Raw genomic sequence first — 13,351 nt, forward strand, 5'->3', positions numbered from 1 at the left:
TTGATCCCGTAAGGCTGATCAATTATATTTGTAAATTCAATTCGCCCCGCCCAGTCGGGGCGACTTTAAAAATACTGGAGTAAAAATGGCTGCGATTACTGCTGCGATGGTTAAGGAACTGCGCGAGAAAACAGATGCGCCCATGATGGAATGCAAAAAAGCCCTGACAGAAGCTGATGGTGACTTGGCTCGCGCCGAGGAAATCCTGCGTGTCAAGCTGGGTAGCAAAGCCAGCAAGGCCGCTTCGCGTGTTACTGCTGAAGGTCTGGTTGGTCTTTTTATTGCTGAAGATGGCAAAACAGGTGCTGTTGTTGAAATCAACTGCGAAACTGACTTTGTTGCGAAAAATGAAGACTTCATTAACTTCGTCAATCAAATGGCTGAATTGATTACCAAAGAAAATCCTGCTGACGTTGAGGCACTGTCTGCCCTGCCATTTGCTGAGGGTACCGTAGAGTCAACACGCTCAGCCCTGATTGGCAAGATTGGTGAGAATATGTCTATTCGCCGCTTCAAGCGGATCGAAACCGAAAACCTGTTGGCCAGCTATGTTCACGGTGGTCGTATTGGTGTATTGGTTGAGTTCGCGGGTGATCCTGAAGTGGGTAAAGACCTGGCCATGCACATTGCTGCCACCAAGCCTAAAGCGATCGATGCCAGCGGTGTACCTGCCGAGGAAATCGAGAAAGAACGTTCTGTTGCAGAGCAAAAAGCGTCAGAGTCTGGTAAACCTGCCGATATCGTTACCAAAATGGTTGAGGGTTCTATTGCCAAATTCCTCAAGGAAGTTACCTTGTTGACCCAGCCATTCGTGAAAAATGACAAACAAACGGTTGAGCAAATGCTGAAAGAGAAAAAAGCTTCTATTTCCAGCTTTGCCATGTTTGTGGTCGGTGAAGGTATTGAAAAACAGGTTACAGATTTTGCTGCTGAGGTTGCTGCTGCTACCGGTAACTAAATCACGCATTTTCGCCTGATAAAAATAATCCCCTTTTAAGGGGATTATTTTTGAAAACTGCAAAAGTCTTGTTCCGGACTTGTTACAATAGCATGTTAATTTTTTTAAGGATGCCTTGGCATGAGTGGCAATAAATTTAAACGCGTTCTTTTAAAGCTTTCCGGCGAAGCCTTGATGGGTGACGATGCTTATGGCATTAATCGAGCAACGATTATTCGCATGACGGAAGAAATTGCTGAGGTTGCGAAGTTGGGAATAGAGCTTTCTATTGTCATTGGCGGCGGTAATATTTTCCGTGGCGTGGCGCCCGGAGCGCAAGGCATGGACAGGGCAACCGCAGACTACATGGGTATGATGGCAACAGTCATGAATGCCCTGGCATTGCAAGATGCACTTAAAAACCACGGTGTTGTTGCACGGGTTCAATCTGCATTGAATATTGATCAGGTGGTAGAGCCTTATATTCGACCCAAGGCCTTGCGTTATCTGGAAGAGAAGAAAGTGGTTATTTTTGCTGCCGGCACAGGAAACCCATTCTTCACCACGGATACCGCTGCCGCATTGCGTGGTGCGGAAATGGGTGTTGAAATTGTCATGAAAGCCACGAAAGTCGATGGCATTTATTCTGCGGACCCCAATAAAGATCCTACCGCGACAAAATATTCGCGCATCAGTTTTGATGAGGCCATTACCCGTCGTCTTGAAGTGATGGATGCAACGGCATTTGCTTTGTGTCGTGACCAGAAACTTCCTATTATGGTTTTTTCAATTAACAAGCCGGGTGCCCTGAAAAGAGCTGTTTGCGGTGAAGATGAAGGCACGTTAGTTCACGTATAAAGGATATGCAATGAGTATTTCAGAAGTAAAGAAATCAGCTGAAACCAGGATGAGTAAATCCATTGAGACGCTGAAAAACAATTTGTCAAAAATTCGTACGGGTCGAGCCTCTGCTGCGCTGCTTGATCACGTGCAGGTTGAGTATTACGGTTCAATGGTTCCTGTCAGCCAGGTTGCGGCAGTGAATGTGATTGATGCGCGCACACTCAGTGTTCAGCCATGGGAAAAAAACATGGCCGGACCGTTGGAAAAGGCGATTCGTGAATCAGATCTGGGTTTGAATCCCGTTGCGATGGGTGAGCTTTTGCGTGTGCCAATGCCTGCCTTAACGGAAGAGCGTCGCCGTGATCTGACCAAAGTGGTTAAAAACGAAGGTGAAGATGCTAAAATTGCAATTCGTAATCTGCGACGTGATGCCAATGACACTTTTAAGAAAATGGTGAAAGAGAAAGAAATTTCGGAAGACGATGAGCGTCGTGGTCAGGATGATATCCAGAAAATGACGGATAAATTCGTGTCTGAAATTGATACCCTGGTTTCTCAAAAAGAAGCCGAAATCATGAAAGTTTAAGCGTTGGCTTATATTTTTACATTAATTGAAATTTGCCAATGATTCAGAGTTCGACACTTGATATTCCGGAAACCCATGATGTGCCAAAGCACATTGCCATTATTATGGACGGCAATGGCCGCTGGGCAACCGATCGAAAAATGCCTCGTACGGCAGGGCATGTCCGTGGCGTGCAGGCGGTACGTAAAGTTGTCGAGCATTGCGCCAGAAGCGGCGTCAGCTATCTGACCCTGTTTGCATTCAGCTCAGAGAACTGGCGTCGTCCTAAAGATGAAGTCTCGTTGCTCATGCGTCTTTTTATTCGCACTCTGGAGCGGGAGGTCAAACGCCTGAATGAAAATGACATATGTCTGAAGGTCGTGGGTGATTTGTCTCAGTTTGAGCCAAAACTCCAACAACTGATTCTGCAATCTCAGGAAAAAACCAGCGGTAATACTAGAATGACCCTGACAATTGCTGCCAATTACGGGGGCCGCTGGGATATTCTGCAGGCCATAAAGCGTCTGGTTGCTGAAAATCCGCAAGCCGTTCAGGATCCAGCGTTAATCAATGAGCAACTGCTTGGCAGTTATCTCGCCATGTCCTGGGCACCAGAACCCGACCTGTTTATCAGAACGGGGGGGGAGAGCCGCATTTCAAATTTCATGATTTGGCAGTTGGCTTACACAGAGCTTTATTTTACCAATACTTACTGGCCAGACATCAAAGAGAAAGATCTGGAGTTGGCTTTTGAGTGGTACCGGGGACGTGAACGCCGGTTTGGGCGCACCAGCGCACAGCTTAAAACAAAATAACAAGGGGGCATTCATGCTCGGCCAAAGAGTCATAACAGCCATTATTCTTTTGGCGGTTCTGGTTGCGGTTGTTTCAATACCAAACCCGGCGTATTTTAACTGTTTTGTCAGCCTGGCCGCAGCCGCTGCTTTTTGGGAATGGTTAAGGCTTGCTTTGCCTCAAACATGCCAAAAAAAAGGGATTGAGCTTGTCGGGGGTGTCGCCCTTTTTGTGTTATTTGTAGGTGGTTCTGTTTTTCTACCCAAAATAATGGCTGGTGACGCATTATATTTATCCATATTCAACAATACAGGCCTGTTTTTTGTTGTGCTTAGTGCGCTTGTCTGGTTGTTGATTATTCCGGTAGTCCTTTACCGGGCCCGGCTTGACTCTATTGGAAAAAATTTTTTACATGCCATATTTGGTTTTATCACCATTGTGGCAACCTGGTATGCCATCATTGCCATGTATTTCATTCATGGAGCCTGGTTTGTTTTTTCTTACCTGATTTTAATCTGGTGTGCCGATATTTTTGCTTACTTTGGTGGCAAGCATTTCGGAGGTGAGAAGCTCGCGCCTAAAATCAGTCCGGGAAAAACCCGTTCGGGTGCCTTGTGTGGTATCTTGGCCTCCATGATCTGGATGCTGGCCAGTGCCTTTATCGACAATAGCTTTTCCCATTTCATTTTAAAACAGTCTTCCATTCTTCTTGTGCCTGCAGTGGGCTTGCTGCTGGCGGTTTATTCCATTCTAGGAGACCTGTATGAGTCACTGCTGAAGCGGCGGGCAGGTTTCAAGGATTCCAGCAATTTATTGCCTGGTCATGGTGGTGCCTGGGATCGTCTGGACTCAATATTGTCAGTCAGTCCGATTGCAGTGTTGATCTGGTATTTACTTATTCATTGATTTATTATGCAAAACATAGCGATATTTGGTGCCACCGGTTCCATTGGCGATAGTACGCTGGATGTTATTCACAAACACGCGGATCGTTTTTCCGTATATGCGTTAAGTGCTCATAGTCGTATTCGAAAATTGCTTGAGCTCTCCCTGGTTCATCATCCAAAGGTTGTAATCGTTCCTGATGTGGCAGCAGAAAAAACATTCAGGCAACTTTGGCCTTCAGAGGTAAGTATGCCTGAAATACGTATTGGTTCAGAGGGATTGTGTGCAACAGCTCGTGATCCGGAGGCTGATACGGTTGTGGCTGCTATCGTGGGAACGGCCGGTTTGCCATCTGCTTTTGCCGCCGCACAGGCAGGAAAGCGGATTTTATTGGCCAACAAAGAGGCACTGGTTGCAGCAGGCTCTCTGTTTATGGAAACAGTAAGAAAAAACAATGCCACTTTGTTACCGCTTGATAGCGAGCATAATGCCATTTTTCAATGTCTTCCCAATGGAAAATATAACGCTCAGGTAAAACGCCTTATTCTTACGGCTTCGGGTGGGCCATTTCGCAACATTGACCCTGCAGGGCTTTCAGCGGTAACCCCCGAGCAGGCATGCAAGCATCCCAATTGGTCCATGGGACGAAAAATATCCATTGATTCAGCAACCATGCTAAACAAGGGTCTCGAGGTGATAGAGGCGAAATGGATGTTTGATGTTGATGCCTCCCGGATTGATGTCCTGGTTCATCCTGAAAGTACGATTCATTCCCTGGTTGAATATATCGATGGCTCTTTGCTGGCGCAATTGGGAAATCCTGATATGCGGATTCCCATTTCCTATGCATTGGGTTACCCGGATAGGATTGAAAGCAATACCGAGAGCTTTGATTTTTCGCGTTTGTTGCAACTTAATTTTGAGTTGCCTGATTATCAGCGGTTTCCCTGCCTTCGGCTTGCCTTTGATGCCTTGAAATCCAGTCAGGCAGATTGTGTGGTGCTTAATGCCTCCAATGAGGTGGCCGTGGATTATTTCCTTAAAAACAAAATAAAATTCACCGATATTGCGGTGACCATAGAAAAAATGCTTGATGGCTTTGCAGGAACTGTCAAAGGCGCTTTGTGTCATATAGATGATGTCTTCGAGCTTGATGCCATGGCTAGAAGTCACACCAGTGAATTGTTAAACGCTACACATTGATCAGCCTGGGGATCTTGATGCTTTTTAATCTGCTTTTTTTTATCATTACCATCAGTGTCGTGGTTGTTTTCCATGAGCTGGGGCACTATTTTGCTGCCCGTTATTACAACGTAAGAGTAGAGCGCTTTTCGCTGGGTTTTGGAAAGGTCCTCTTTAAAAGAACCGATAAACATGGTACTGAATGGGCAGTTTCGGCCCTGCCTCTGGGTGGCTATGTGAAACCGCTTGCTGAACCGCTGGCGGGCTCCTCGCCACGGGAGGCCGCCAGAGCTATTAGCCAGAAAACGCCCTGGCAAAGGTTTGTTATTTTTGGTGCAGGTCCTTTCTTCAGTTTTTTACTGGCGATCATTATTTATTCCGGGATGAAAATTACTGGAACCACAGAGCCTGTCCCATACCTTGCCCAACCTGCGCCCGAAACGGCTGCCTATATGGCTGGCATCAAAGGTGGAGACAGGGTATTGGCGGTAAATGGCATGGATGTGCAAGGATGGGCTGAGGCCCGTTTAGCCCTGCTTGAACCACTTGCCACGGGTGCTGATTCCACGCTGTTGCTGCAGAATCCAAATGGCGCAACACGTGAGGTATCCATACACTTTCCAAAAGTATCGGGCACGCTGGAAGGCGTTGATTTAATGGGGCAGGCGGGTCTTGCATTAATGGCACCCAAGCCCCGTGTTGCCAATGTTCTTGATGATGGGGCAGGGCAGCAGGCTGGACTCAGGCATGGAGACCTGGTATTGAATGCAGGTACTCACGAGGATATAAGCATTACTGACTTGATCTCATTCATACAGGCAAATCCAGATAAAACCTTGCCCTTGCTGATTTCAAGGAATAATACCGAGTTGTCGCTTAATGTTACGCCACGTGCCGAGTTTAATGAAAATGGCCAGGCCACAGGCAAGATCGGGGTGGCTTTTTCTGGTCAATACCCGACCCTTACCGTGCGCTATGGTATTTTTGAAAGCATATATCTGGCAACTGTGCAAACCTTTGATACGGCCTGGTTTTCTTTGAAAATGCTTGGGAAAATGGTCACGGGACAGTTGTCTTGGAAAAACATTAGCGGCCCCATCGCCATTGCCGATTATGCGGGTCAGTCCGCCCAGGTGGGTCTTGATAAATTCATCGAGTTTATAGCGCTTATTACGGTCAGTATCGGGGTTCTGAACCTGATTCCCATTCCTGGACTTGATGGCGGTCAAATGGTTTTTTGTTTGATTGAAATGGTCAGGAAAAAAGCCTTGCCCGAGCAGGTTCAGGAAAAAAGCCTGATGGTTGGTTATTCATTATTGCTGTTTTTGATGATATTTGCATTTGTAAATGACATTGCCCGTGTCTTATGAGTTTTTGATGCGTCAAAGAGCGGGTTTTTGCTGGCAAATAAGGAATTTCTGCCTTACAATCGCATGTTATGTTCTAACTGAATATTAATCAAGGATAGTCCGAATGTCTTTTCGTCCGATGACATATATAAGAAAAAAAGCGATTCCCTCTCTTATCGCCACATTATTAATACCGCAGGCAGCGTTTGCCTTTTCACCCTTTGTCATCAAGGATATCCAGGTTACAGGCCTGGAAAGTACAGAGCCTTCAATGGTATTCAGTTACATGCCCGTACAGGTTGGTAACACATTTACCGAAGAGCAGGCCTCAGACCTCATCCGTCGTCTGTATGCAACCGGCCTTTTCAATGATGTTAAAATCAATACGGCAAACAATATTGTCCAGGTCAATGTTGTAGAGCGGCCGCTTATTACTTCCATTACCTTTGAAGGAATGCGCGCTTTTGACAATAAGGCCATTACCACTGCACTTTCACAAGTGGGTTTTGGTACCGGTCGGGCACTTGATCCTGCACTTCTGGATCGCGCCACCACGGAAATTCGCCAGCAATATGTCGTCAAGGGGCATTATGGTGTCGACGTCACATCAACGCTCACACCTTTGCCCAATAACAGGGTGGGTATCAGTTTTACGGTTGATGAAGGTGTTTCTTCCCGTATCAAAGATATCAATATTGTCGGCAACAAGGCTTTTTCCGAAAGCGAACTGCTTGATGAGTTAAGCCTTACCACACCTGGTTTCATGACGTGGTATACAGGCACTCATAAATATTCACGTGAAAAACTCGAACAGGATACAGAAACCATCAAAGGCTTCTATCTTGATCGCGGTTACCTGGATTTCAATATGGAACCGCCCCAGGTTACCATTTCCCCCAACCGGGAAGATATCTCCATCAACATGACGATCAGTGAAGGTGAACCTTATACTTTACGTAAGGTTCAACTTGCCGGTGATCTGCTTGATCTGAATACCGAGCTTGAGTCAATGTTAATACAGAAACCCGGTGAGGTATTCAATGCCTCAAAAGCACGAGAGACGGTTGCCGCCATTAAAAACCGCCTGGGCGAACTGGGATATGCCTTTGCCACGGTAACGCCAAATCCGGTTACGATCCCCGGTACTACCGAGGCCGATCTTACTTTTTTTGTTGATCCGGGCAAGCGAGTTTATGTGCGCCGTATTGATATTGGCGGTAATGTACGTACACGTGACAAGGTTATTCGTCGTGAAATGCGCCAGCAAGAAGCGGCCTGGTATGATGCTGCTCAATTGACCACCTCTCAGGAGCGCATAGATCGTTTGGGTTATTTCAACGAGGTGCAGGTTAACCAGGCTCCCGTAGCAGGTACTGACGATCAGGTAGACATCATTGTTGACGTCAAGGAAAAACCTACCGGCATGATTAACCTTGGTGTGGGTTATGGTTCTACCGATAAACTTTCGTTTAACGGTGGTATCAGCCAGGAAAACATTTTTGGTAGTGGTACCGATTTGGGCTTACAGGTCAATACCAGCAAACGAAACCGTGCCGCCGTTATCACACACACAGATCCATACTGGACTTCAAGCGGAATCAGTCGTACCACTTCTTTGTATTACCGCATTGACCGCCCTTACAACTCAAATGTAGATCAGGACGAAGATAACTACCGGACACGTTCGATTGGTTTGGGTATGAATTTCGGGGTGCCCATTTCTGAAAATGACCGTATTTTCATGGGTCTGACCTTTGAAAACAACAAGATTGAATTACCCAGTGCCGATTCCGGATATATTATTCCGAAAGCTTATCGTGACTTTGTGGATATTTATGGTGAATCCACCAACACTTTCCTGTTTAACCTTGGCTGGGCCAAAGATACTCGCGACAGCGCACTTGCACCAAGTAAAGGCTACTACACATCACTTATGGCAACGGCTGGCGTAGGCGATTTGAAATACTATATGCTAAGTGCCCAGCAACAATACTATTTGCCTTTGGGTAAAGATTATACGCTTGCCTTCAACCTTGGCGCCGACTACGGTAGAAGCTTGGACAGCAAAAAGCCCTTCCCTGTCATCAAGAATCTGTATGCCGGTGGTATTGGTTCCGTTCGCGGTTATGAAGGAGCTTCTCTGGGCCCACGTGATCTGGTTTCAGGTGACTATTTAGGTGGCTCTACCCGTGTGATTGCCAATTTACAGTTGTATCTGCCTTTCCCAGGCACACAAAATGACCGCACCCTGCGATGGTTTGTGTTTGCCGATGCCGGTAAAGTGAGTGTGTCAGGTAAAACTGCCTGCACTAACGGTAATGCAAATAATGGTGGTCTGGTTGAAAAGCCGTGTGACTGGCGCTATTCTGCCGGTGTGGGTTTGTCATGGCAGTCTCCGCTGGGCCCATTGCAAATTTCATATGCTCGCCCAATCAGTGCAAAACCAGGTGATAATAAAGAATCCTTCCAGTTCCAGATTGGCACTGCATTTTAATGGTTATACACAAACTTTAACAGGTATTTAATCATCAGGATTTTTTGAAATAATCCTGGTGAACGAATTTTTATATAATTCCTTTTACATTATAAGGTTATTTTCATGAGTTCAAGTTTGGCAAAAAATACTTTCGGCAAACGTAAAGTTGGTATGTTGCTTGCAACATCAGTTATCGGTCTTTCATTGACAGCACCGACTGTATTCGCACAAGCAAAAAAAACAACCGAAGGGACAGAAACAAAGACTGAAGCTGCGGCAGAAACCTCCAGCACCAGCCCGTTGAAAATCGGGTTCGTTAATACTGAAAAGATCCTTCGTGATTCTGCGCCAGCAAAAGAAGCACAGGACAAAATCGAAACTGAATTTAAAAAAAGAGATGAAGAGCTGCAAAAGCTGGCTAATAACCTGCGTAGCAAAGCAGAGCAATTTGATAAAAATGCACCGGTCATGACAGATGCGGAGCGTACAAAGGCTCAACGTGAATTGGCTGACCTTGATACCGATCTTCAGCGTAAACGTCGTGAATTTCAGGAAGACTTCAATCGTCGTCGTAATGAGGCTTTTTCCGGTATTGTAGATAAAGCCAATGCAGCCATTCGTGACATCGCTGAAAAAGAGAATTACGATCTGATTGTTCAAGATGCGGTAACTGTCAGTGCGCGTATTGATATCACCGATATCGTTATTAAAGCACTGGATAAAAAATAAGTATGGCAATCGTATTAAATCCGAATCAGGCAGTTTCACTGGATAAGCTGCTTGAACAGGTTGATACGCGAGGTTTGGATTGGAAAATCAAAAACAGTTCAAACCAACCCTTGCCATCAATTTATGGTTTGGGCTCCCTGAATAATGCAGGAAAGACTGAAATCAGTTTTCTTTCAAATGCGAAGTTTTTTCCACATTTACTGAAAACTGAAGCGGCTGCTGTCATTCTTCCCCAAAAAGCGGTTGACCATTTACCTGATACCGTCCCATTTGCGATGGTGATCTGTGAGAATCCCTATCTGATGTATGCACGGATAGCGCAATGGTTTGACAGCTTCAGGCTAAATAATATACCCAAACAGATACATCCTTCGGCCATTGTGGCTCCCGATGCCATTATTGAACAAGGGGTTTCCATTGGGCCGCTCGCGGTTATCGAGTCTGGTGTTAGAATTGCGGCGGGCTGTATTATTGGTGCGTCATGTGTTATTGGCAAGAACTCTGAGATTGGTGATAACAGCATCCTGTATGCCAATGTCACCCTTTATCATGACGTGATCGTCGGTCAGCGCTGTATATTGCACAGTGGTTCGGTCATTGGTGCTGACGGTTTTGGCTTCGCGCCCGATAACAGCCATGAAAAAGGTGCCTGGTGCAAGATCTCCCAGCTGGGGCGCGTTATTCTTGGCAATGATGTTGAGATTGGTGCCTGTACGACGGTAGACAGAGGTGCCATTGAAGATACGGTTATTGGTAATGGTGTCAAACTGGATAACCAGATCATGATTGGTCACAATGTTAAAATTGGAGACCATACCGCCATGGCTGCCTGTGTGGGTATTGCAGGCTCTACCCAAATAGGTACCCGCTGTACCGTTGCGGGTGCCGGCATGGTTTCCGGTCATATTACCATTGGTGATGATGTGCATATCTCTGGCGGCTCTGCCGTCACTTCTGATATTCTTGAGCCGGGTCGTTATACAGGGGTTTTTCCTATTGCCGCACATGGAGTCTGGCAAAAAAATGCAGCTGTTCTTCAGCAGCTGGCCCAACTCAGAAGACGCATTCAGCAATTGGAAAAAAAATAATTCAACCAAATTAAGTGGACTGGCTTCTGTACAGGCTCGGCTTAATTGATCAGTTTTTAAATATTAATAACAGGAAAATTTATGGTAATCGATATTCAAGGCATTATGGATCGCATCCCTCATCGTTATCCTATGCTGTTGGTGGATCGTGTCCTTGAAATGGTTCCAGGAAAAAGTATTGTTGCTGTCAAAAACGTAACTATCAATGAACCCTTTTTTCAAGGTCATTTCCCACACTTGCCAGTAATGCCCGGCGTGCTTATTATTGAAGCGCTGGCCCAGGCAGCGGCAATATTTTCATTTTCAAATGAAGATGGCACAATGTTGGACAGCTCAAAAACGGCTTATTACCTGGTAGGGGTTGATGGAGCCCGTTTTCGCAAACCGGTAGTACCGGGCGATCAGTTAATGTTGCATGCAGAAGCAGAGCGCATCAGCAAAGTCATTTGTAAATACAGAACCAAGGCCGTCGTTGATGGTGAGGTGGTTGCTGAAGCAAAAATCATGTGTGCCATAAGGGATTTAGGCTAATAATGTCAAACAACATCCATCCAACAGCAATTGTTTACGATGGGGCACAGCTCCATCCCAGTGTTATTGTTGGCCCGTATGCGATTATCCATAAAGATGTTCGCATCGATGAAGGAACAACGGTTGGTGCTCATTGTATTATCGATGGATGTACCACGATTGGTAAAAATAATAATTTCTACCGTTTTTGTTCGATTGGTGGTATGCCCCAGGACAAAAAATATGCGGGAGAGCCCACTAAACTTGAAATTGGTGACAACAACACGGTCCGTGAATATGTCACCATCAATACGGGTACCGTTCAGGATGTGGGTACTACCCGCATAGGTAATGACAACTGGATTATGGCTTATGTGCATATTGCACATGATTGCCAGATTGGCAGTCACACCATTATTGCCAATTCGGTGCAACTGGCCGGGCATATTCATATTGGTGACTGGGCTATCGTAGGAGGCGGCACTGCCGCGCATCAGTTTATCCGTATTGGCGAACACTCCATGACCGGTGGCATGAGCGCCATTCGCCAGGATATTCCTCCTTATGTGCTGGGTGCCGGTCAGCCTTATCGTCCCGCTGGTATCAATTCAGAGGGCCTCAAACGTCGTGGTTTTTCAGCTGAAGAAATCTCGGCCATCAAGAAAGCTTATAAAATCATTTATATGCGCAAGTTATCGATAGAAGAAGCGCTTGATGAAATCAAACAGTATCAGGAAGAACATCCGGATACACGTACGGTACTTCAGCCATTCCTGGATTTCTTTGATACTCACTCACGTGGTATAGGTCGTTGATGGGGCTGAAAGTTGCAATGGTTGCCGGTGAACCTTCTGGTGACCTTTTGGCCTCGCGTATTATAGATGGTATCAAGCAGGCCCAGCCAGAGGTTCATTTTACGGGCATAGGCGGGCCTAATATGCGCTCACGTGGCATGCACATCCAGCATCCCATGGATAAATTAAGTGTTTTTGGTTATGCTGATGCGCTCAAGCAACTTCCTTCCTTAATCCGAACTTACAGTAGTCTTAAAAATAATTTAATCGCCCATAAACCTGATGTGTTTGTGGGTGTGGATGCGCCCGATTTCAATTTGCGCCTGGAACAAAAATTGCGAGAAAAAGGGGTCCCTACCGTTCATTTTGTGGGCCCATCCATTTGGGCATGGCGATATGAGCGCATTCATGCCATCAAAAAAGCAGTGTCTCACATGTTGGTCCTGTTTCCTTTCGAAGTGGACATCTATCGAAAGGAGGGTATTCCCGTTACTTTTGTCGGCCACCCCTTGGCCAGCCAGATCCCGCTTAAACCCGATATGCAGGCCGCCAGGCTTCGTTTGGGGTTAAGCCCAGACAGCCGGATACTGGCGATTTTACCTGGAAGCCGGGCATCAGAAGTTAAACTGCTGGCGCCACGGTTTTTGCAAACTGCCCAACAATTACTAAAGCACGATCCGGCTTTGCAGTTTATTGTGCCGATCGTTAATGAAAAAAGGCAGAAAGATTTTGATGAGATTTATGCCAGTATCCCGGTTAAAAACCTGAAAACCTTTTCTGCGACTGAGACCGGACGTCCTGTTGCATGGGATGTGATGGAGGCTTCTGACGCGGTATTGGTGGCCAGTGGTACAGCCTCTCTTGAAACGGCCTTATTCAAAAAACCCATGGTTATTTCCTATGTGATTTCTCCTTTGATGAAAAAACTGATGGAATGGAAATCAGGGCAACTCAAGCCTTATGTGCCTTGGGTTGGACTGCCCAATATCTTGTTAAAAGAATTTGCTGTTCCTGAAATTCTTCAAGACGAAGCAACGCCCGAAAATCTGGCGGCTGCCTGTCTTAATGCGCTTGAAAATACCGCTTATATTCTGGAGGTCAAACAAAAATTCTCCTTGCTTCATGAAACTTTGCGTCAGGATACGGCCCATCTTGCGGCGCAAGCCATTTTAAACGCGGCAAATTCACCAGCGTAATA

13 protein-coding genes are annotated in these 13,351 nt (G+C 46.0%); all 13 read left to right on the plus strand.

Annotation, left to right across the window (positions count from 1 at the left end):
- Window positions 1–85 precede the first annotated feature (85 nt).
- The 13 genes from tsf (at window position 86) to lpxB (ending at window position 13,349) form a co-directional block, all read left to right on the plus strand.
- Complete coding sequence (tsf, locus tag HCX92_RS07960; RefSeq protein WP_169294416.1) at window positions 86–958, plus strand: translation elongation factor Ts; 873 nt, start codon at window positions 86–88, stop codon at window positions 956–958.
- A gap of 120 nt (window positions 959–1,078) precedes the next feature.
- Entirely contained in the window at window positions 1,079–1,795 is a 717-nt protein-coding gene (gene pyrH / locus HCX92_RS07965) for a UMP kinase (RefSeq protein WP_169294417.1), read from the plus strand.
- A 10-nt stretch (window positions 1,796–1,805) separates the two neighbouring features.
- Window positions 1,806–2,366, plus strand: coding sequence for a ribosome recycling factor (frr, locus tag HCX92_RS07970; protein ID WP_169294418.1), 561 nt, complete (start codon window positions 1,806–1,808; stop codon window positions 2,364–2,366).
- A gap of 38 nt (window positions 2,367–2,404) precedes the next feature.
- The gene (gene uppS, locus HCX92_RS07975; protein WP_169294419.1) at window positions 2,405–3,160 is read left to right on the plus strand and encodes a polyprenyl diphosphate synthase; all 756 of its coding nucleotides are present in this window, start codon (window positions 2,405–2,407) and stop codon (window positions 3,158–3,160) included.
- 13 nt (window positions 3,161–3,173) lie between these two features.
- A complete protein-coding gene (locus tag HCX92_RS07980) occupies window positions 3,174–4,046 on the plus strand; it encodes a phosphatidate cytidylyltransferase (RefSeq protein ID WP_169294420.1) in 873 nt (290 codons plus the stop codon).
- 6 nt (window positions 4,047–4,052) lie between these two features.
- A complete protein-coding gene (locus HCX92_RS07985; RefSeq protein WP_169294421.1) occupies window positions 4,053–5,228 on the plus strand; it encodes a 1-deoxy-D-xylulose-5-phosphate reductoisomerase in 1,176 nt (391 codons plus the stop codon).
- Between the two features lie 17 nt (window positions 5,229–5,245).
- Window positions 5,246–6,577 (plus strand): RIP metalloprotease RseP, encoded by a 1,332-nt coding sequence (gene rseP, locus HCX92_RS07990; RefSeq protein ID WP_169294422.1) that lies wholly within the window; start codon window positions 5,246–5,248, stop codon window positions 6,575–6,577.
- Between the two features lie 103 nt (window positions 6,578–6,680).
- Window positions 6,681–9,050, plus strand: coding sequence for an outer membrane protein assembly factor BamA (gene bamA / locus HCX92_RS07995; RefSeq protein ID WP_169294423.1), 2,370 nt, complete (start codon window positions 6,681–6,683; stop codon window positions 9,048–9,050).
- Between the two features lie 105 nt (window positions 9,051–9,155).
- Entirely contained in the window at window positions 9,156–9,761 is a 606-nt protein-coding gene (locus tag HCX92_RS08000; RefSeq protein WP_169294424.1) for an OmpH family outer membrane protein, read from the plus strand.
- Between the two features lie 2 nt (window positions 9,762–9,763).
- Window positions 9,764–10,849 carry a UDP-3-O-(3-hydroxymyristoyl)glucosamine N-acyltransferase gene (lpxD, locus tag HCX92_RS08005; protein ID WP_169294425.1) on the plus strand — a complete coding sequence of 362 codons (1,086 nt, stop codon included), beginning with the start codon at window positions 9,764–9,766 and terminating at the stop codon, window positions 10,847–10,849.
- Window positions 10,850–10,930: 81 nt separating this feature from the next.
- Window positions 10,931–11,380: a 3-hydroxyacyl-ACP dehydratase FabZ gene (gene fabZ / locus HCX92_RS08010; protein ID WP_169294426.1), complete on the plus strand. Its 450-nt coding sequence runs from the start codon at window positions 10,931–10,933 to the stop codon at window positions 11,378–11,380.
- A gap of 2 nt (window positions 11,381–11,382) precedes the next feature.
- The gene (gene lpxA / locus HCX92_RS08015) at window positions 11,383–12,174 is read left to right on the plus strand and encodes an acyl-ACP--UDP-N-acetylglucosamine O-acyltransferase (RefSeq protein ID WP_169294427.1); all 792 of its coding nucleotides are present in this window, start codon (window positions 11,383–11,385) and stop codon (window positions 12,172–12,174) included.
- A complete protein-coding gene (gene lpxB / locus HCX92_RS08020; RefSeq protein WP_169294428.1) occupies window positions 12,174–13,349 on the plus strand; it encodes a lipid-A-disaccharide synthase in 1,176 nt (391 codons plus the stop codon). Before lpxA ends, lpxB begins: the two co-directional genes overlap by 1 nt.
- The last annotated feature ends 2 nt before the right edge of the window (window positions 13,350–13,351 follow it).

The sequence above is a fragment of the Advenella sp. EE-W14 genome (assembly GCF_012923605.1).
GTDB lineage: Bacteria > Pseudomonadota > Gammaproteobacteria > Burkholderiales > Burkholderiaceae_B > Advenella > Advenella alkanexedens.